We start from the raw sequence: 18,105 nt of genomic DNA on the forward strand, positions 1-18,105 counted from the left end.
CTCCGCTCCAGTGCTCGTCCTTCCTAGACTGAAAAGGTTTTCTTTCACGCTGAAAAGAAGACAAAGGGCTAAAAAAAGTACATTTTAGCCCTTTGTTAACAATCTGAAGACTGAGAAATCTCTCAGTCTTTCATTTTTCAATCAATCGATCAACCTATATAAATTGAGCAAGAATGAATGTCCATATACATACGATGCCGAGCAAAATGAAGCTGTACTTCACTGTTTTTTGGAAGAGCTCAGATTCTTTACCTGTTTCTCCAACAGCTGCTGTTGCAATAGCGATAGATTGTGGAGAAATTAATTTCGCCATTACACCACCGGTCGTATTTGCCCCGATTAACAAACCTGCCTGAGAGCCGATTTGAGAAGCGGTGACTGCTTGAAGGTTACCAAATAAGGCATTGTTACTCACAACAGATCCCGTAATAAACACGCCGATCCAGCCAAGCACTGGGCTGACAAGCGGGAATAAATCGCCTGTTTTAGCAAGTGCTAGTCCGATAGCAGAACTTAGGCCTGCAAAGTTCGCCAAGTTGGCAAAGCCCATGACAAAACAAATCGTAAGAACAGGGACCCAAAGCTCTTTGACCGCTGCATTTAAGCAGGCAGCCCCTTCTTTTAATGTAATATGTCTGCTGAACAACCCTGTCAGCATCACCGCAATTAGAATGGCGGTACCTGTTGCACTAATAACATCAATTTTAAAGATCGCATCAATCGGTGTTTCTGTTTGGGCAATTGGTGGTAATTTCACAATTTGCTGATGCAGAAACGGCATTTTCACTAAAATGGTTGTCCAATTAAGCGGGCCTCCCTCAGCAAACAATGCTTTAAATGCAGGCAGACTCCATACTGTAATGACAGCCGTTAAGATATAAAACGGAGACCAAGCCTTCAGCACCTCAACTCCGCTAAACGTTTGTTTTTGTTCAATGGCCGGCGCGCCTTCTTCACGGTAAATGTGTTTTGGCTGCCATTTTCGAAGAAATAGTGCCAGAATTCCCATACTCGCTAAAGCTGAAATAATATTGGCAAGCTCAGGACCCATGGTGACCATTGTAACAGCCTGCAGAATCGCGTAGCTTCCACTCACAACAAGCAAGGCTGGAAGCGTTTCTTTGATCCCTTTAAAGCCGTCTACAATGAGAATCAGCAGAAACGGGATACAGAAAGAAATAAACGGAATGGTGTACACAAGGGTTTGAGACAGCTCAAGCGGCGTCATATTTCCCATTTGCGCCCCTGTAATAACCGGGATACCTACTGCACCAAAAGCGCCAGACGCAGCATTTGCAATCAAGCAGAGCATGGCGGCTTTTAGTGGTTTAAACCCAAGCTCTGTTAAAAGAGCGGCACTAATCGCAATCGGTACACCGAATCCAGCGGCTCCCTCTAAAAATGCGTTAAAACTAAAACCAATTAATAAGAGCTGTAACCGTTGATCTTGAGAAATTCCTGCAATACTAGAACGAATGACATCAAACTTTCCAGACTTCACAGCAATTTTATAGAGCCATACGGCCATGATGACGATATATCCAATCGGCCACAGCCCATTAGATACACCGAGCACCACAGCAGATAATGCTTTTTCAATTGGCATATGAAAGAAGAAAACAGCTGTTACAAAACTGACGATCAAGGTAAAACAAGCGGCTAATACCCCTTTTAACTTAAATACAGTTAATGCTAGTAGGAAAAACAAGATTGGAAGCATGGCCACCAATGCACTGACGAACTCATTACCAAACGGATCATATATTTGCTGCCACATAGTGATTCATCCTTTTCTGCTCAGATAGGTTGCCTTTGATTGATTAAAAATGAGGAGCTAAAATCTCTTTTAACACATTCACACTATGTGCGAATTTTTCTTTTTCTGTGTCGTTCAGTGCGAGCTCCATCACTTCTGTTGCACCATTTCGGTTCACGAGGGCAGGTACACCAATGTAGACATCTTCTGCTCCGTATTCTCCATCTAAATAAGTGCTGACAGTCAAAATGCTGTTTTCATTGTGCAAAATGGCTCTAGTAATACGAGCTAAACTCATCGCTACGCCGTAATAAGTGGCGCCTTTTTTCTCAATGATTTGGTAAGCGGCATGACGGACATTCTCCATGATGTCGTCTAAATCTTCTTGTTTGTATTGGTCATTTCTCTTCATTAGTTCTGTGATCGGTACACTTCCGATATTCGCATGGCTCCAAACAGCAAGCTCTGTATCCCCATGCTCTCCAATGATGTACGCATGCACATTGTGCGCCGCTGCTTCAAAGTACTCACTAAGCATGTATCTGAATCTTGCCGTATCAAGCGTTGTTCCACTGCCAATCACTCGTTCTTTTGGTAGTCCGCTGAATTTCCAAGTCGCATATGTCAAAATATCAACTGGGTTCGTAGCAACTAAGAAAATACCATCGAATCCGCTTTTCATCACATTGTCTACAATGCCTTTAAATATATTTAAATTTTTCTCAACAAGATCAAGTCTCGTTTCACCTGGCTTTTGGTTTGCACCAGCGCAGATACATACAATGTCAGCATCCTGACAATCCTCATAATCTCCATACCAAGTATTCACAGGATGCGGGGCGAATGCTTTCCCGTGGTTTAAATCCATGACGTCACCCATTGCTTTATCTTGATTCAAATCGATGACTACCAATTCATCTGTGATTGCTTGATTTATTAATGTAAAGGCATAACTGCTGCCGACAAAACCTGCTCCAATAAGTGCTACTTTGTTTACTTTTTCGTTTGTCATTTATCTCATCCTCCTGAGTAAAACTAGGTTGTTTTTCTTATGTGAAGTATTTCACATTCTTATTGTGCAACACTTCACAAACTTTTGCAAGGGGATTGCTCAAAAAAATAATGTAGCCATTTTGTGAACACTCATATTGTGGTTTTAAACCGCTGTCCCCATACATGTTCTCATAAGAAAAAAGCCACCAAACACTCTTTGGTGGCTTCTCTCTTATTTAATAAGGTCCCCAATTAATCATGACACCGATACAAATAAAGACAAGGCCGATGACGAACCAAATGAGCGCAAGCGGCACCATAAAACGCAGCCATTTCACGTAAGGAATCCCACTTGCAGCCAAGACAGCCATCAACACACCTGAAGTCGGATTCACGCAGTTGACCACCCCTTCACCGAGCATCACTGCTTCTACCGCTACTTGTCTCGTGATACCCATTAAATCAGCAAGCGGCGCAAGAATCGGTATAAAGACAACCGCTTCCCCTGATCCTGATGAAATCAAAAAGTGAAGGAGCGCACTGGCGATATACATGCCGATCGCACCAGCGATTGGACTAAACCCTGTCAGCATACTCGCAAGCCCATTCACCACAGTATCAAGCAGCTTGCCGTTTTCCAAAATGACTGAAATGCAGCGTGCCATGCCGACAATGAGTGCGCCGTATACAAGGCTTTGACAGCCGACAATAAACGTTTTTGCAATATCATTGGCAGCTAATCCGCCAAGCAGGCCAGCAGCAATTGCCATGAAAATAAACACACCAGCCATTTCCTTATCAGTCCAGCCAAGCTGAAGCGCACCATACAAAAAACCCCCAAGCGACAAACCACACACCGCTAAAATCAGCTTATGTCTGCCGGTGAATTCAGGCTTGTCCACAGATTCCGCATCAGCTCCTCCAAGCCCTTTAGCAGGAAACCACTCGTCACCAAGCAGGCTTCCCTTTTCTTTATTTTTCAAGCGTTTTGTATATAAATAGATGTACACAATACTAGATAGGAGAAAACAAAGATAAATGATGACACGCAGCCCAATACCAGAAAAAATCGGCAGTTCTGCAATCGTTTGTGATAAACCTAATGGAGATGGAGACAAAATGGTTGCGTTAAAACCTGCATAACAGCCGATGTAAATAACCGCCGCTCCCGCCACTGCATCCCACTTTAAAGAACGTGCCACAATGATTCCAATAGGAATAAAGCCAATGACCGAATTCACCACAATTCCGGTCGTCCCAAGTACAGAAAACAATCCACCAACAATACAAATAAACAATAGCTGTTTCGTTTGGAACCGGCTGATGACATTGTGAATCATCCCGTTAATGGCACCTGTCTTTTCCAAAATCGCAATGGTTCCTCCAGTAAAAAGAATCAGAAAAATAATAGAGGATGAACCAACCATCCCTTCTTGAATCGCTGTAAAAAAACCAACCGGACTAACTGGTGATTGATCAATACGGTGATAACTGCCAGGAACAGCTGTTGTGATTTCTCCTGACGTTTTCCGATCAAATTCACCGGCTGGTACAAAATACGTTGCGATCGTACAAATTAAAGCAATCATAAATAAGAGTACATACGCATCCGGCATCTGAAGTTTTCTTTTTTGTTTCTCAGGTGCTGATACTGTCGCTGTTTTCATCTGTCAAAACCCCTTTGTCCCGATCGGAATTTCACTTAATTTTCAGAATAATCAAATGATGTGTTATATTATAAACACTGATGATATTTAAGATCAATATTATTTCACTAAAAGAATGTTTTGGCAGATTATCTGTCAGCAAGGAGGCTTCTCATGACAACTTTGACAAACGAGATGAAACAAACCGTGACAGACATCTTTGAACATCTGCACGCCCATCCAGAAATCAGCTGGGAAGAGACAAATACGACAGCTTATATTGAAGCTCTATTAAAGAAATTAGGCTGTAAAACGAGAACATTTGAAGACTGTACAGGGGTAATCGGTGAAATTGGGGAAGGCGCACCAGTGGTTGCTGTGAGAGCCGATATTGACGCATTGTGGCAGGAAGTAGATGGCGTATTTCAAGCCAACCATTCATGCGGACACGATGCTCATATGACGATGGCACTTGGGACATTCATGGCATTGAAAGAAAAAGAACTTCCAAGTGGCACGATCCGATTCATTTTTCAGCCTGCCGAAGAAAGAGGAGGCGGCGCTTTAAAGATGATCGAAAAAGGTGTGTTAGCTGACGTCGATTATTTATACGGGGTGCATGTGCGCCCAATTCAAGAAACCTTAAACGGACGCTGCGCTCCTGCCATTTTGCACGGATCAAGTAATCATTACGTCGGGACCATTCTAGGGGAGGAAGCACACGGTGCACGCCCGCACCTTGGGGTCAACGTCATCGAAGTTGCATCTACGCTTGTGCAGAGACTAGCACATATCCATGTCGATCCACGAGTCGCCCATTCTGTGAAAATGACCAATTTAAATGCAGGCGGCGGCAGCTCCAACATCATACCTGGCAAGGCCTCTTTTACACTCGACGTTCGGGCACAGACAAACGAAGTGATGGATGAATTAGAAAAGGAAATTGAAAGAGCATGCCATTCTGTAGCGGATGCTTTTGGCGCCTCTATCACACTTTCAACGGATCATCGTCTTCCAGCTGCGACATTAAATGAAGAAGCTGTGGAGATCATGTCACATGCCATAGAGCAAGTGCTAGGCAAAGAACAGCTCGATCCACCGATCGTGACGACAGGCGGAGAGGACTTTCATTTTTATGCAGCAAAGCTTCCTCATATTAAATCGACGATGCTCGGTTTAGGCTGTGATTTAAAACCTGGGCTTCATCACCCTTATATGACATTCGATCGCTCCGCCATTTTTACAGGTATTGAGATTTTGACGGAAGCTGTATACGAAACACTTCAGCAGCATTCATCGTAAAATAAAAAAACCACCCGTCTTTCCTGAAGCGGGTGGTCTCCTTTATTTTACGCATTCACATCTGTCATTGCTGGTACATTGATTTCTTTCACACAGGACACCCTGGATAGATGAATAACACATCTCGCCAGCTCGACAATATCTTGTACAGGTATTCTCGTTTCATCATACATAGCAATGGCTTTTTCAGCGCCATCTTCGTACGGAACTTCTGCCGCCAGCTCCCCTGGATTGATACAGGTAACGGATATTTTATCTTTCCTCACGTGCTCTCTTAGTGCGTTCACAATACCACGAAGCCCAAATTTAGAAGCAACAAAAGAAACCTGAGACAAATTCGTATGGTCAAGTCCCGCAGTAGAACCAATGACGATGATCTTTCCATTCTCAGATGTCCTTACGTGCGGAAGCAGAGCTTGGATGTAGGTAATCGTTGAGGTAACGTTCACATTGATTAAATGAGCGATATCCTCCGGTTGATCATGATCGAAAGAATAATCATCTTCAAAGCCGCGTTTCTCCCATAAACCTACGTTATAAATGAGTACATCAATTGTTTGATTCTTCAATGCTTCGAGCATAAAAGGGATATGGGTTTGGCTTGATAAATCGATCTTCAGCCAAATTCTACGCACCCCATCGTCTATGTTCAAACTGCTTGGTTCACTTCGTGACACAATCCATACTGTATCTCCACTTGAAGGAAGACCTTTTACAAAGGCATCCCCTAATCCTTGACTCGCACCAAATATGATATAGTTTTTACTCATGCTTCCTCCTTCATGGCTCACTTACGAGCTTCCATCCATACACCCATTCATCTGTAAGCGTTTTATACCTATATCATACAATGTCTTATACATGCCTGCCCCTTTTATGCTCATCTTCACTTTCTAAATGGCCTAGCTTCCTTATTTCCTTTAATTCCGCTGGTAACGCACGCGCTTCTATAAAGCTTTTGATCATGTCGACAAAAAGTTCTTTCTTTTCAAAAGTAAACGTATGTCCAATGTCAGGAACGATGAACCCGGCTGCATTCGGGTGTGCATTCGTGATCTTTTCTGCTGACCTAGTCATAATGCCCTTTTCCTTTTCTCCCACTGTCACAAGAATCCGTGCCTTCGCTTGTTGAAACGTGTCAGGGAGCTTGTAATGAAGGTTTTCTTGAAACATCGTAAGCAGCGTCTTCTTCTGCAATTGTTTGGAATCCGCTGCATAATGATCCAGTACTTCGTTTGGAAGTCCCATCTTTTCTGCTTGCAGCTGGATGAACCAATCTTTCTTTAATAACGGATATGTAAGAGGTAAAATGGGCCTTACCATCAAATAGAGCCATGGTAATGGCAACACAAGGGCGCTATTGATGATGGCGATGTCTGCGATGTCTGGCTCTCTCGATAACACATCAACGACTACCTGTGCACCTAGAGAGAAGCCAATTAGAATGACTGTACGACCATGTGCATGCTCCTTTATCCATGAAATGATTTCAAGAGCACTTCCTCGCATGGAAAACGACGTTTCATTTGCTCTTGTCCCGTGTCCGATAAAATCAGGGGTATAGCATTCATACGTTTCCTTGAATATTTCCATATGCTCCTGCCACATCCAGCTGCTTACGCCTCCACCGTGCAGGAAAATCATCATTGGTTTTTCCACCATCGACAACTCATCCACCATCCTTATATATAAGAAAAAGCAGTCGCTTTTTGAGCAGACTGCTTTTTCCATATGCTCCCTTCTATTATAAGGGAACTGTTATACAATTGGCTATTTTTTCAAATCTTCGATCGAGTTGACGTTTTTCATATAAGTCGGAACAACGAGACCCATGCGAAGACCCTTCATACTTGTACCGAGATCATCATATTTTCCTTTAAACTTCGCTGCATACGTTTTATGCGTATTTGGAAGCCATGCAGATAATGATGCATCAGCACTTCCGGTTGCAATTGCTGTCCACATTGGGCCCGCTTCAACCTGAGTCAAGGTCACTTTAAAGCCAAGTTCACGCAATACCTCTGCGGCCACATTGGTACTTGCAATCTCACTATCCCACGCAACGTAGGCAAGATTGATTTTGTCACCGTTTGACTTTTTCACGCCTTTTGTCCATTTCGCTACTTGATCTTTATGCTTTTTCACATATTTAACAGCAGCATCCTTTGGTTTGACGCCATCCTGAATATCAAGCATCACTTCACCCATGTCATCTTGAGACCATTTAAACTGACTGAGCATTTTGGCTGCTTCCGGCTGATCCTTCGCAAATCCTTTACGAGAAATGGTGTGAATTTCTTCTTCGTCACCATATGATTTTTTCGGATCATCTAAATATTTCAAATCGTAGCGGGAAAACATCCAGTGAGGATTCCAGCCAGTGATGATAATCGGTTTTTTACGGTCATACGATTTCTTCAATGTCGCTGTCATCGCTGCACTTGAGGCAGATACAACCGTCCAATCCTCTAAACCGTAATCCTTTTTCGCTTGATCGGTTAAGGCCATAATACCTGAACCCGGATCAATCCCGATAATCGTTTTATTGACCTGCTGTGCTGCACTTGCATTTGAATCTGATTGTGCACCACAAGCCGCTAGTAAAAAGACAAGCAGGGCGGTCATCCCAATGTAGAGAGACTTTTTCCACATTAAGCATTCCCCCTGGTTTTTTTCGTTTTAATGTTCTGTGTAATACGATCCAGTGTGATCGCTACAATAACAATGGCAATACCAGCTTCAAAACCAATCCCTGTTTTCAGCTGCGTTACTGCACTATATACTTCCGAACCAAGTCCTGGTGCACCAACCATTGCCGCAATGACGACCATGGATAGAGCAAGCATGATACTTTGGTTAATCCCAGCTAAGATGGTTTTTGTAGCAAGTGGAAGCTGAACTTTGAACAAACGCTGGAATGTCGTTGAACCAAAAGCTTCTGTTGCTTCAATTAAATCAGATGGTACTTGTTTAATCCCGAGAATGGTCATACGAATCGTTGGCGGCATAGAGAAAATAACCGATGCCACAACGCCAGGTACTACTCCGATGTTAAAGAAGAAGATTGCTGGTAAAAGATAAACGAATGCAGGCATTGTCTGCATTAAGTCTAAAATAGGTGTGACAATTTTACGCACTGTTTCCTTCTGTGATGCCCAAATACCGATCGGAACCCCGATCACGATAGAAATGACCACAGCTGTCAGAACGAGCGCAAGTGTTTGCAGCATTGGCTGCCAGTAGCCTAAATAGTCGATCAGTAAGAATCCAATAAGTGTGAAAAGAGCAACTCCTCTTGTACTGATCCACCAAGCAATGCCGGCAAAGATAAGCGTTAAAATAATGGATGGAATGACGCCAAGTGCAGCTACAATACCATTTACTGTTCCAGCTAATCCATTTGTGATGCCATCAAAGAAACCACCAAAGGTTAATGTTAACCAGTCAACAAATTGATCGATATAATCCGCGAACGGAATTCTAGGTAAATCACTCATACTAAACATCTTATTCTACCTCCTGTGCAGAAGGCTCTTGTGCTTTAATTTCCTCTAGCTTGTTAGAAGACATGTTGATATATTCATCATTACCTGATAATGCACCAATCAATGCACCTCTGACCACAATACCCTTCATTCTGTTTTTCTCATCTACAACGGCAATTGGAATGTTCGCATCAGACACCGCGTCAAAGATCTCTGTTAAATACGTTGATTCCAATACTGTCGTAAATTCTTTATCAAGAACAGTTTCTAGCGACGCACCCGTTTCTGCCGCTTTTTTCGCTGCTTGTGCAGAAATAACACCTAATAAATGCTTTTTCTTATCTACTGCATAGATAGACGAAATACCAAGGTTCTTCATGAGCGTGAGCGCAACACGTGCCCCTTTATCAATCTGAACTGTTTCTGCACGTTTCATAATATGACCAGCGGTTAATACTTTAGAAAGGTCTACATCTTCAACGAAACGTTCAACATACTCGTTCGATGGGTTCATCAGAATTTCTTCTGGTGTTCCGATTTGAACGATATTCCCGTCTTTCATGAGGACAATGCGGTCGCCAATACGAAGCGCTTCATCTAAATCATGCGTGATGAAAATAATTGTTTTTCCTACAGACGTATGAAGCTCAAGCAATTCATCCTGCATGTCTTTACGAATTAATGGATCTAGTGCGCTGAATGCTTCATCCATTAACAAAATATCAGGGTCATTAGCTAGTGCACGTGCCAATCCAACACGCTGCTGCATACCGCCACTTAATTGATTTGGGTACTGCTCTTCAAAACCTTCAAGTCCAACAAGCTTTAAAGATTCAAGCGCTTTAGAGCGGCGCTGTTCTTTCTCTACACCTTGCAATTCAAGCCCGTATTCTGTATTCTCCAGAATGGTACGATGCGGGAACAATGCGAAGTTTTGGAAGACCATGCTGATCTTTTTCCGTCTGACTTCACGCAATTGATCCTTTGACATATTTGTTATCATATCCCCATCAATATAAATTTCTCCGGAGGTTGGTTCGATTAACCTATTTAGCAGCCGCACAAGTGTGGACTTTCCGCTCCCTGATAGCCCCATGATGACAAATATCTCGCCGTCATACACATCAAAATTTGCTCGATTGACACCAACTGTTGCGCCGGTCTCTTTTAGGATTTCTCTTTTTGTCTTCCCTTTTTCAAGCATTTGAGATGCTTTTTTAGCATTTTTACCGAAAATTTTAGATACATTATTTATCTTGATTTTGATCTTTCTCTCTTCAGAATTCATTTTTTCCCTCCAAATTAGCATCTTTATAACCGTAACATAAGCGTTATGATGCGAACAATCTTTAGAATTCGCTTATTTCCGTACAATATGTATGAATTCCATATAGAGGTCTGGTGATTACAGTTTATACGCCGTATTACTCGTAAATCCTATAGAATGCTTCATAAACTACATATTTTACGGGGTATTTTCTCTCACCAGACAATATTTTACTGGAAATTCCTTATTGTGCTAAAAAATAAGTCGAATCCTTGTGATAGCGGACTTTTTCTTTCATGGGTGAACCGTGCCCCTGAACAGGATTTACCCGAAAAAGGTCACATAAAAACCTTTTTCCTCAAATTTTAATCAAATTCATGAAAAAACTGCCTGCAACTTTCGTTACAGACAGCCTGTTTTTTTAGGACTCTAGGGCAGCTTTCTTAATATTATCTTGAAGCTCAAGCATACGTTTTGTTCCGTCCTCACGTAATCGTTTGTTTTCTTCTTCAATCTGCTTCGTCTCTTTCATCCCTTGTACAATCGTATTGAAGGATGATTCGATCGTTTCAATGTCGATGCTTGGACGACCTGATAATTTAGCAATCTCAACACTTTGACTTGAGATATTTTCAGCATTTCGTTTCAGCATTTCATTCGTTCTTCTGTCCAGTTCACTCATGGAATCAGCCACAAGCTTTTGTCTCTTCGCTGTTACCGCTTGAATGATTCCATTTTTGAAAATCGGAATCGTAATGATGAAGGCAGAGTTAATTTTCCCGATTAATTTCGTATTACCACGCTGCAGCAAACGGATTTGCGGTGCCGTTTGAAGTGCCACCATCCGTGCCATATCAAGATCATATACACGCTCTTCAAGCGCTTGAATCCCATTACGAAGCGTATCCAGCTCCATTTGTGCCAGCTGGTTTCCCCCCGCCGCTTTTTCTTCATAAGAAGGAACCAATTGTTTTAATTCTTCGATCTTCATTTGCCCTGCGACGACATACTTTTCAAGCTCCATATAGTATTGAATGTTATGCTCATACATTTCTTCAAGCGTAACCGTCGATTTGGTCATTTCATCTTTGTATTTACTGATTTCCACATTGATTTTTTCAATTTCTGCACCGAGCGTTTGATATTTGCTGAAAATCTTTTCGATCATGCTGCCGCCGCGTTTAAAGATTTTTGATAACAAACCGCCCTTTGGCTCGTCAAAATCATTTTTATCAAAACGATCCATAATTTTTCCAAGCTGTGTAAGCATCGTTCCTGAGTCTGTGACACTTGTTGAACGCATCATAGAGAGAATACGGTCAGAAAACTTAGAGATTTCGACAGCCGGCTGTTTCCCGTATTCAAGCAGTTCAAGCTGATTTTTGGCATCAATCTGTCTCGCAATGTTTTGGACTTCTGGTTCATTGCGCAGCTGAACGCGAATATCGTCTGCCTTTTCAATCGTGATTTCCTCTTTATCAATTGAAATGATGTCATTTCCGTTTGTATTTGTCATAAGCTTTGATCTCCTTATCGGTTTTTAATGGATTGAAATAACTTTCTCACAATGGACGGCTCTTTAAACTCTTGGTTCATGACCATTTCATCAAGCCAATGTGTATCAAATAATTGATCGTCTATATACCGCTCTATACACTGATAGCCGGCGGGATGATAGACGAAGAGATCCACACCCATTTCATTTAGGAAAATCAGGGCAGCCGCATCAGAACGAGTCAGCTCACCATTATATTCCGTATGGTATAAAATCACTTTCGGCACAGTCTGGGCATAATCAAAGGTTTGAATGAGTTCAATTACATCTTGGTTCATATGCAAAAGCTGCTTGAATAAATAAATACGCACATCTAATTCGGTCTCATGGCCTTCTTTTAACAGCTTCGGATGCTGACATATGCGAGAAATGGCCTCTGCGATCGCACGCTGCGTGCCCTCATACAAATGCGAGAACTGCCACACATTGCTTTTCATTAACAAATCAGGGTCAACCTCTCCTGCTTTAGAAAGTGCATGCTGATAATGAAATTGATAATTCGAAGACACTTCTTGTGTGAAAGGGAAATGACGGATCGTTTTCGTTTCTTTCCCCTCCATTAGCGTGTGGATACGGTCCCAATATTCTCGCTTGTCTCTCGTCACCCCCATCATCTTCGCAAAAAGATTCGGAATCTGTATGGTGTCACGGTCTGCTTTGAAATTCGGGCGGATAAACGACCGTTCCTTCGCAATTAAAAACAGCTCATCATACGTTGTCTTTAGCGTAATAGAATGAGGAGTATGATCTCTGAATTGCCATGGCTTATACAGCATGGAATCTTCTGTGTGAAGTACCTCTTCAAGCTCTCTTGTCGAACGGTACGCCACCGTTGATTTCCTCTCAGGCTTTTCAGTAGGGAACGGTTCAAGCTTTGACGTCCCTGGATACTGATCAATAAAAGTCAGCTTTTCTTCTGGATCTAATTCACGAAATTGATCCTTGCCTTCTGGATGAAACAGCACCACATCACAGCCAATCAGCATGACATAGTAAAGAAAATAAAGCTGACTTTTATTCGCCTCTCCATACCAAATGACAGCTGGCATTTTTTCTTCCAAATTTCCTTCCTTCAGCCATGGTCCTAGATGATTATTTGAAAACTTCACTACATCTAGCAGCACACGGCGGAAATCAGGATGCTGGAATCCCCCTTCATGCAGCTGCTTGAAATGTTCAAACACCTGGATTAACGAAAGGCGAATATGCCGGTTCATCACTGGGTTTGGATGACGGACAATGAGCTGTTCACCGTCTAAGAAAGCCACAAATCGATTCACGGACAATCCCTTTTCTTCCTGATTGATCATATGAATCCGCTGGAGCGCTTGAAAGTGCTCCGGCTCAATATGCCGGTTGAGGGTTTCACTTAAAATATGCATGCCGTCAGTTTCGTATAATTCATGTAAATAAATAAAATAATCGGTTGCATCATGCGGAGTTCCAAGGACGCGGGCAGCGAGACGCGGCAAGGATAAGGTGTGCTCGTCCTTGACGTAGCCGTCTCGTTCAGGGAGCGGCTTTTTCAGCAGGTTTTTCCAGGCTTCCTGTTTCGCCCGTGTCTGGGTTACATTGATTTCTTTATAGTTCACGCCGCTCCTTCCTTTCTCCTATATTTTCTCGAAAGCTACTACTATCATATCATTCAGCCTTCTACTTCTGCTATCGAATCGAAGGCTTTTTTGCCGTGTTCATCTTCTTTGCGACAGAAGCGGCGATTTCGTCTGCCGCCGCCATGCCAGAGGCTGTCGTCGGTTCAAACGATAGCTCAGCATCTAAGACTTCCCCATGACTCGGAGCGAAGCCTTTATCTGCTTGACGTATGAGATCAGCATCTAACAAGGAGTCGCCCGCTCCATAAACATATTCAAGGTGTAGCCTTTCTTTTAGAAAAGCAACAGCAGCCCACTTATTGAGCGGCTTTGGAATAAAATATAGCTTCCGGCCCTGAAGGGAAACCTGCCAGCCTCTCTCCTCACCCCACAGCCTTAATTCAGCAAGCGGAATATGAGAAAGAAACTCGTCTTTCATAATTAAATAAAGAAATCTTCCCTCAGCTGTTCGAGTACGTTTCACCCAAGCGGCAACCGGAAGTTCAGAGATCGCCCTCAGCATATCTCTCACCGGCATACACTCTTGCAGTCTCTCATCTACAATCGCCTGCCACTCCTCAAGCGGCTTGCCATGATGAAGGATACAGCCGCCGTTTGTCGTGACGGCATACTCTGGTTTGATCTCTTGCTGAAAGAGAGTGATTCGTTCAAATTGTGCTGTCGTTCTTGTCGTCACTGGGATAAACCAGCCTGCTTGATGAATTGCCTGTAAGGATGCTTTCGTTTCAATCGACACATAGGAAAGCGGCCGGTCGTCCAGCACCTCAATTAATTCGTATGCTCCCTTGTATGCATACTGCTCCAGCATTCGATGTGAGTATATCAGTGTCCGGTCTAAGTCACTGGCAAATGCCATGTTCTTCATGACGATTGCTCCAACGGGCGGATGAGCCCACAGCATGTGTAGGACATGTTGGCATATTCAATCACGGGCACGCCTCTGTCCTCTGCGAGTAGTAAAATGTGCTTGAGCTTTTCCCGAGATCCTGGCTGAATGAGTATTTTCCAAGGAACTCTTCTGAGCAGCACACGGGTCGTCTCACCGACGCCCGGCTTAATCAAATGCGTATTGTCAATTTGGAACTCCTGACCAATTGCTTCAATGGAGGTCATCCCCCGCCAGTCAGGAGGCGTTCCTTGTGCGAGCAGGGTCTCTGCTTTCTCTTGTACATTTGCATTAAGTTCAGAAAATGCTTCTTCAATTGTATTAACGTACAGATTAGAGACATCCTCATCAATGAGCTCTTCATAATACTTGGCCCCATGGAAATCATCGGCATGGATCCAGCGGTTGTTTAGCACCGTTCGACTAACTAGGCCAGATACCGTTGAATTCAAGCAGGCACTTGGAATGAGGAAATCCTCTCTCGTTCCGTAAACACTCGTACAATAACCAGGATCAGCAAGCACAGCTAGCTCACTCGAAAGACGAATTCCATATTTCTGTTCAAAATCAAGCACCGCTTGTTGAAGCTCTTTAGAAATAGCACCCTTTCCGGTCCAGCCGTCAATAAAGGCAATCTCAAAACCGGGATGTTCTTTGAGGATATAATGCAGCGCATTTTCATCTATTCCACGGTCACGAATAATAGAGATGCTATAATGCGGCAAATCGAGACCATACGTCTTTCTGATATACCGTTTAATGAGCACCCCGATTGGTGTCCCGGCCCGTGCCAAGCTGCACAGAACGGTTTGAAATCCTCGCTTTTTCACAATTTGTTCTGCGACAACCGCTACGGCTTCCGCTACCTTTTGCTTACTTTCTTCAAGAGATTGATAGAATAAGTCCATATAAGATGCCGTCGGCTTATATTCAATTGGCAGCATTTCTGAGTAATGGGCACCGCTTTGAATAGAGCGCTCCCGCTCCTCAGTACTTTTCTCCATCTCAATCGACGATAAATCCTTGAGTAAGAAGGTTACGTCCTGCTCTGGATAGCTTCCCATCTTTGTATACACGTTAGCCATTCACCTTCACCTCATCTGATAAAGTCACAATATGCACATGCTTCACATGCCGCTCAGCAAATAAGTGGATCAGCGGCATCAAAGCTTCTTGAGACACCTTTTTCTCAAAAAACAAAAAGACATCATCGTACTGATCTTTAGGGATATTGTACACGTAGTGCTGAATGCGGGCATCCTCTGGACTCAAAAATGCGAATCCGTTTTGAACGGCGTACCCTTCCTTTTCAACCGGATGAATCGGACTTCTTGTCGTCGAATGAAAAAGGACACCTTCGCCCATATGAGCTGCAAGTCTCATCGGCACATACATCAATTCTCCTGTTCCTAAGCAGAGTGTCTGTTTTCCTTTTCGCTCTTGCTGGAGCTTCAGCCCAGCCTCAGCAGCTGCTTGATCAATGGTGTCCGTTTCCGCTGTGCTTAAACCGAAACGACCTGTTTCATGGATATACGGCGAATGCCCCGCCGGATTGACTGCATGGGAAAGTGAATATGGCACTTGCTTAAAGAAGGATTGAAGAGAATGAAAAGAGAGTTCAGGTCTTTTCTCTTGCGCAGCAATTTCATACGAATAAGCAGGTTCATCCAGCGTTGTCCCCCGAAACATCATCTGCCCTTTTAATAAAGATAATGATGTGATATTTACCCCTAGCTCCTCTTGCAGCTGAAGCATCGCTTCCTCGTGCTCCTCTGTTCTCCAATCTAAAATGGATAGAATCGTATAAGAGGATCTAGGGTGCTTTGCGTGCAGATCCCGAATGATATTCATATTTGTCCGGCCTGTCGTGACCTCATCATCTACTAGCACAATCGGGCGATCCGTCCGAAGTAAGGCGTCATCTGCGTAGCAAAGCTGATCTGTCGCATGAGAATGTTCCTCTTCAAATACGAGTGAAGGATCAAGATCCAACAGCTGTTCACGTGTCGTATGAATGTAAGATGCTCCTTCTATGACGTCATACACACCATGACCAAGCGCAGTTGCCGTTTCAGCAAAGCCGATCACAATCGGCTCGTTTACCGCCGAAAGCTTCTCTTTTTTGAGCGCAGCATAGGCTTCAGTTAACTTAACATGATCATCCGTTTTTAGAGCATCTACTACACAGTCTTGGTGCGGGGGCGTCTTGCCTGTTTGTTCTTTTGCATAAGCCATTCCCAAAAGACCTGAGACGAGGAGTGGTTTCAACGGGTGAACAGGCATATGTTTCCCGAGCACCTTACTAACAAATAAAAAGGCTCTCTTTTTGTTCACCCGTGCCGCCATGTCAAAAAGATGTTCTTTTTCAAGCTGAAGCGTACCCTCTTTGAGGTTAAGCTCCACCTCCATATGTTCCAAGATGTTCAGCGTATGCGGCTTCTGCTTCTGTGAGTATGTCGATATAGCTTCTATTTTCATGAAACACCCCGTAAATGTCTGACTTCATTAAAATGTTTTCCGCCCAGCGATAGTGCGGCTTCGTTTCGTTCATTTTATTAGAGAAGGTACTCTTCATCACGCCGACTGTACCATCTGCATGCTCTAAAATACTTAATGCATCCATGTACTCTTCTTTTGTGACAACGTACATGCTTTGAACTGGCTTGAGATGTGTTGGATGGATGACTGTCTTGCCATGAATACCATTTACCACATCCAGCCTTGTCTCTTTGAGCAGACCTTGCATATGATCGAGTTCAGATGAGGAAAACTCACCGCTCTTAGAAATTGCACGGATGAATGGATTTTGTTCTTTTCGTGCCGGTCCAAAATGCTCCCATACAGCACCTGATATCACAAATGAACGACCAAAATAATTGATGATATCTGTGATCAACTCAGCAATGACTCTGATCTCATAAATAGTGGTCTCGCGATCACGGCGAATGCCGTATAATCCACACAGATCCGTTGCCCCAATGCGAATATTCAAAATATATTCCTCATCATTCAGCATGATCTGCTTTAACTCAGACAACACCTGATATCTCGTTTCTTTTTCTAATAAATCTGGTGTTTCTAAAATGGGCATTCCGTATAGTGTTTTCTGAGTTTGTGCTGAAGCTCGTTTCAAACTGTCTACATATTCCTTTGCATTGTGAACGGAGCACTTTGGAAACACAAAACCAGTCAGTAAATGAAGAGAGGAACCGAGCAAATCTGCCATTTTGAGCAGCTGTTTGGGCGAACGAACCCGAATAAATAAAAGCGGCAATTGCTCAGCCATTTCTGGAGAGTGATGAATTGTCTCAGAAAGGCAGGTCAATTGTGCCACTATATTCTGTTCAGCCATGTCCACTTCCTGATCACCAATGGCGTCCTCCAAGCAAAACACAACAGAGCAAAGCGCTTCATATTTCTGCGAAAGCAGCATGTCTGCTACATCCTGTCTTGTCGCAGGCATATACAAAGTAGCACCTAATGCATGCGCAAGTACATGCCTTGGCGTCAATGAATGAACTGCCGCCGGCCGCTTAAAAAAAATATCGTGCTGCCTCGTCTCTGATAAAAAACGAAAATATCGCATGCAGTGCCACCTCCTG

15 protein-coding genes are annotated in these 18,105 nt (G+C 43.2%); 1 reads left to right on the top strand and 14 read right to left on the bottom strand.

The genetic code is table 11. The features are described from left to right. Window positions 1–154: 154 nt before the first annotated feature. From KVT11_RS16750 to KVT11_RS16760, 3 genes are all read right to left on the bottom strand, one after another. Entirely contained in the window at window positions 155–1,777 is a 1,623-nt protein-coding gene (locus KVT11_RS16750) for an L-lactate permease (protein WP_072367519.1), read from the bottom strand. A 43-nt stretch (window positions 1,778–1,820) separates the two neighbouring features. Further along, window positions 1,821–2,768 (bottom strand): L-lactate dehydrogenase, encoded by a 948-nt coding sequence (locus tag KVT11_RS16755; protein WP_007498309.1) that lies wholly within the window; start codon window positions 2,766–2,768, stop codon window positions 1,821–1,823. 217 nt (window positions 2,769–2,985) lie between these two features. Next, complete coding sequence (locus KVT11_RS16760; protein ID WP_007498311.1) at window positions 2,986–4,416, bottom strand: YfcC family protein; 1,431 nt, start codon at window positions 4,414–4,416, stop codon at window positions 2,986–2,988. Between the two features lie 153 nt (window positions 4,417–4,569). Between KVT11_RS16760 and KVT11_RS16765 the strand changes: the two genes are divergently transcribed. After that, window positions 4,570–5,697 (top strand): M20 peptidase aminoacylase family protein, encoded by a 1,128-nt coding sequence (locus tag KVT11_RS16765; protein ID WP_193804039.1) that lies wholly within the window; start codon window positions 4,570–4,572, stop codon window positions 5,695–5,697. Between the two features lie 47 nt (window positions 5,698–5,744). On the opposite strand, the gene KVT11_RS16770 is transcribed toward KVT11_RS16765, so the two are convergent. The 11 genes from KVT11_RS16770 to KVT11_RS16820 all read right to left on the bottom strand — a co-directional run bounded on the left by KVT11_RS16770 (window position 5,745) and on the right by KVT11_RS16820 (window position 18,089). After that, complete coding sequence (locus tag KVT11_RS16770; RefSeq protein ID WP_017358584.1) at window positions 5,745–6,467, bottom strand: SDR family oxidoreductase; 723 nt, start codon at window positions 6,465–6,467, stop codon at window positions 5,745–5,747. Between the two features lie 85 nt (window positions 6,468–6,552). After that, on the bottom strand, window positions 6,553–7,359 hold the full coding sequence (locus KVT11_RS16775) for an alpha/beta fold hydrolase (protein ID WP_254636512.1): 807 nt from the start codon (window positions 7,357–7,359) through the stop codon (window positions 6,553–6,555). 108 nt (window positions 7,360–7,467) lie between these two features. Continuing rightward, complete coding sequence (locus KVT11_RS16780; protein WP_008342122.1) at window positions 7,468–8,349, bottom strand: glycine betaine ABC transporter substrate-binding protein; 882 nt, start codon at window positions 8,347–8,349, stop codon at window positions 7,468–7,470. Further along, window positions 8,349–9,194: a glycine/proline betaine ABC transporter permease subunit OpuAB gene (opuAB, locus tag KVT11_RS16785; protein WP_024718999.1), complete on the bottom strand. Its 846-nt coding sequence runs from the start codon at window positions 9,192–9,194 to the stop codon at window positions 8,349–8,351. The genes KVT11_RS16780 and opuAB overlap by 1 nt, the downstream gene beginning before the upstream one ends. A 10-nt stretch (window positions 9,195–9,204) precedes the next feature. Then, a complete protein-coding gene (gene opuAA, locus KVT11_RS16790) occupies window positions 9,205–10,470 on the bottom strand; it encodes a glycine/proline betaine ABC transporter ATP-binding protein OpuAA (RefSeq protein ID WP_017358586.1) in 1,266 nt (421 codons plus the stop codon). A 400-nt stretch (window positions 10,471–10,870) separates the two neighbouring features. Further along, window positions 10,871–11,965 carry a toxic anion resistance protein gene (locus KVT11_RS16795; protein WP_007498324.1) on the bottom strand — a complete coding sequence of 365 codons (1,095 nt, stop codon included), beginning with the start codon at window positions 11,963–11,965 and terminating at the stop codon, window positions 10,871–10,873. A gap of 14 nt (window positions 11,966–11,979) precedes the next feature. Continuing rightward, window positions 11,980–13,596, bottom strand: coding sequence for a YceG family protein (locus KVT11_RS16800; protein ID WP_008342125.1), 1,617 nt, complete (start codon window positions 13,594–13,596; stop codon window positions 11,980–11,982). A gap of 70 nt (window positions 13,597–13,666) precedes the next feature. Beyond that, window positions 13,667–14,482, bottom strand: coding sequence for an HAD family hydrolase (locus KVT11_RS16805; protein ID WP_008342126.1), 816 nt, complete (start codon window positions 14,480–14,482; stop codon window positions 13,667–13,669). Beyond that, window positions 14,479–15,588: a cysteine protease StiP family protein gene (locus KVT11_RS16810; protein ID WP_007498339.1), complete on the bottom strand. Its 1,110-nt coding sequence runs from the start codon at window positions 15,586–15,588 to the stop codon at window positions 14,479–14,481. Before KVT11_RS16810 ends, KVT11_RS16805 begins: the two co-directional genes overlap by 4 nt. After that, window positions 15,581–16,912: a phosphoribosyltransferase family protein gene (locus tag KVT11_RS16815; RefSeq protein ID WP_217609101.1), complete on the bottom strand. Its 1,332-nt coding sequence runs from the start codon at window positions 16,910–16,912 to the stop codon at window positions 15,581–15,583. Before KVT11_RS16815 ends, KVT11_RS16810 begins: the two co-directional genes overlap by 8 nt. Beyond that, a complete protein-coding gene (locus KVT11_RS16820; RefSeq protein WP_217609087.1) occupies window positions 16,896–18,089 on the bottom strand; it encodes an HpcH/HpaI aldolase/citrate lyase family protein in 1,194 nt (397 codons plus the stop codon). Before KVT11_RS16820 ends, KVT11_RS16815 begins: the two co-directional genes overlap by 17 nt. Window positions 18,090–18,105 lie beyond the last annotated feature (16 nt).

The sequence above is a fragment of the Bacillus sp. GbtcB10 genome (assembly GCF_019091365.1).
Lineage (GTDB): Bacteria > Bacillota > Bacilli > Bacillales > Bacillaceae > Bacillus > Bacillus altitudinis.

Excerpts from the sequence above, each read along its gene's own strand:
- KVT11_RS16750 (WP_072367519.1), bottom strand. The coding sequence starts at position 1,777 with ATGTGGCAGCAAATATATGATCCGTTTGGTAATGAGTTCGTCAGTGCA.
- KVT11_RS16755 (WP_007498309.1), bottom strand. The coding sequence starts at position 2,768 with ATGACAAACGAAAAAGTAAACAAAGTAGCACTTATTGGAGCAGGTTTT.
- KVT11_RS16760 (WP_007498311.1), bottom strand. The coding sequence starts at position 4,416 with ATGAAAACAGCGACAGTATCAGCACCTGAGAAACAAAAAAGAAAACTT.
- KVT11_RS16765 (WP_193804039.1), top strand. The coding sequence starts at position 4,570 with ATGACAACTTTGACAAACGAGATGAAACAAACCGTGACAGACATCTTT.
- KVT11_RS16770 (WP_017358584.1), bottom strand. The coding sequence starts at position 6,467 with ATGAGTAAAAACTATATCATATTTGGTGCGAGTCAAGGATTAGGGGAT.
- KVT11_RS16775 (WP_254636512.1), bottom strand. The coding sequence starts at position 7,359 with ATGGTGGAAAAACCAATGATGATTTTCCTGCACGGTGGAGGCGTAAGC.
- KVT11_RS16780 (WP_008342122.1), bottom strand. The coding sequence starts at position 8,349 with ATGTGGAAAAAGTCTCTCTACATTGGGATGACCGCCCTGCTTGTCTTT.
- opuAB (WP_024718999.1), bottom strand. The coding sequence starts at position 9,194 with ATGAGTGATTTACCTAGAATTCCGTTCGCGGATTATATCGATCAATTT.
- opuAA (WP_017358586.1), bottom strand. The coding sequence starts at position 10,470 with ATGAATTCTGAAGAGAGAAAGATCAAAATCAAGATAAATAATGTATCT.
- KVT11_RS16795 (WP_007498324.1), bottom strand. The coding sequence starts at position 11,965 with ATGACAAATACAAACGGAAATGACATCATTTCAATTGATAAAGAGGAA.
- KVT11_RS16805 (WP_008342126.1), bottom strand. The coding sequence starts at position 14,482 with ATGAAGAACATGGCATTTGCCAGTGACTTAGACCGGACACTGATATAC.
- KVT11_RS16810 (WP_007498339.1), bottom strand. The coding sequence starts at position 15,588 with ATGGCTAACGTGTATACAAAGATGGGAAGCTATCCAGAGCAGGACGTA.
- KVT11_RS16815 (WP_217609101.1), bottom strand. The coding sequence starts at position 16,912 with ATGGAGGTGGAGCTTAACCTCAAAGAGGGTACGCTTCAGCTTGAAAAA.
- KVT11_RS16820 (WP_217609087.1), bottom strand. The coding sequence starts at position 18,089 with ATGCGATATTTTCGTTTTTTATCAGAGACGAGGCAGCACGATATTTTT.